The 1,813-nt window shown below is 41.6% G+C and carries 3 protein-coding genes; all 3 read right to left on the bottom strand.

Annotation, left to right across the window (positions count from 1 at the left end; translation table 11 throughout):
• Positions 1 to 504: 504 nt before the first annotated feature.
• On the bottom strand, positions 505 to 1,026 hold the full coding sequence (locus tag AC3WTP_RS23235; RefSeq protein WP_492396999.1) for a GNAT family N-acetyltransferase: 522 nt from the start codon (positions 1,024 to 1,026) through the stop codon (positions 505 to 507).
• A 23-nt stretch (positions 1,027 to 1,049) separates the two neighbouring features.
• Positions 1,050 to 1,574 carry a class I SAM-dependent methyltransferase gene (locus AC3WTP_RS23230; RefSeq protein WP_492396998.1) on the bottom strand — a complete coding sequence of 175 codons (525 nt, stop codon included), beginning with the start codon at positions 1,572 to 1,574 and terminating at the stop codon, positions 1,050 to 1,052.
• A partial coding sequence (locus AC3WTP_RS23225) for a hypothetical protein (protein WP_492396997.1) occupies positions 1,571 to 1,813 on the bottom strand: 243 nt, incomplete at its 5' end. The genes AC3WTP_RS23230 and AC3WTP_RS23225, both read right to left, overlap by 4 nt.

Raw genomic sequence — 1,813 nt, 5'->3', positions numbered from 1 at the left:
ATCGTCATCCTCACTCAACATTCGCTCGTTGTTCAGTTTTCAAAGAACAATTCGTAACTCGTAAGTTACTTTCTTTTCTTCATCGCCGTTCAGCGGCGACTTAATTAATATATCATGTCTTACATATAAGGTCAAGCACTTTTTTTAAACTTATTCAGTGCCTCTCAGCACTTGCTTGCCTTAACCACCACTTAGAATGGCGGAAGACAAATATAACACAGATTGCAATTAAGAAGCAACCCTAACTATACACTCATATTATGGAAACTATTTGGTATCATGAAATGAGTGCCGAGATCAAGCGAAGATCTCTATACTTCATAAACTTATAATACTCATTGGTCTGCGAAGAACTACTCTGCTTCATTTATATACAAGCAGCTTTATCAAAGATACTGTTCTCAACGTGACTATCGCTCCCCATAGTCGCATAACTACTGTGACTTCAAAGAAGATAGCAGCCCTAATTATTAGTTGCAAGCACACTTTCTCTCAATAGGTTATTTACTCAGAAGAATTATCCTGCTGTCTAAATACTTGAACTGGACCCGTCCATCGCTCCCCACTAATAACCGCCTCAGAGTATGCTCCGTTAGTGTACTCCTGAATCACTCTATTCCAGAATCGATGCGCTGGTACGTTTGCTGCAGTCTGTCGGACCTCCCAAGCTCCGGAAAATAGATCGAAGATCGCGAATGCCGCTTGCTTCCCGCAACCACTGCGTCTGAATTTTCGCATAATGAAAAAGTCGCTTATGACATTCGTCTCGGGTGCATTGCTCAACATCATATATTCCTGCGGAACCCCCAGCGAGACAAGCGCGAATCCTGATAATTCTCCGTCCAATTTAATGAATAATGGTCGTCTGTACTCATCAGTCCATTGGTGATCCAAATATTTATACATATACAGCCCATGACTATTTAACGCATGCCCATCATACTCACTCGAATCATATCTATACAGTTGTATCAAATTATGCAGCACTGACTTGTCCTCGTATGAAATCCTTACGATATCAAGCACTTGTCATCCCTCCACCATCTTCACTACATCTTTCTGTCAACTACAGCCAACATTAATGGAAGAGTATCTATCGACTGCTCATTTCGATCCAGTTCATCCACTCGAATGACACTAAACCCTGTTGCAATACAATCATTCACGTAAACAGAGAGCGGTCGGTGATAAGCACCCAGTGTAGATCGAATCGTTCCTACCCCTTCCGATTTCCAATACTGTGTACTGTATTGCATAACCTTGCGTGAGCCATCACCCATGGGGCGACTGAACGGTGATTGAAAACACGGATGCATAATGACCCAGATCATAACACCTTGTTCCTTTAAGATTCGATGCGCCGCCCGAAATACATCATGGTGATTCGGAATGTCCATCAGCATAACGCTCGACACGACATAATCATAGGTACAACTCGAAATGTTGTTCAAACTCATAGCGTCATCTTGAATCCAAGTTACTATTTCACTTTTATTCTTGGCATACTCCAGAAGTTTACTGCTGAGATCCACACCTGTTACTTCTGCACCAAATAAAGATATCCGAAGACTCAACTCACAATGTACTGATATGAAACCTCAGGTCCACCTGACTGAACCATGCTGTGATATTGCTCGGCGAATTGATCATATTGGGCCATTCGTATCCCTCCTGCTGTCATCGCTTCATTCTGAGTATAAATAAATGCAAAATATTGGGCAACATTCTTTTGTAGTTGACGGATTGTAATATGAAGTGCGACAGCTAAAAAAATAAGCCCATGAATGGATTCGTGTAAAATGGAAGTTACCAC

The sequence above is a fragment of the Paenibacillus sp. EB106-04-04-XG159 genome, assembly GCF_058791835.1.
Note: the sequence above shows the minus strand (reverse complement) of the source record. Positions and strands in the feature narration are given on the sequence as shown.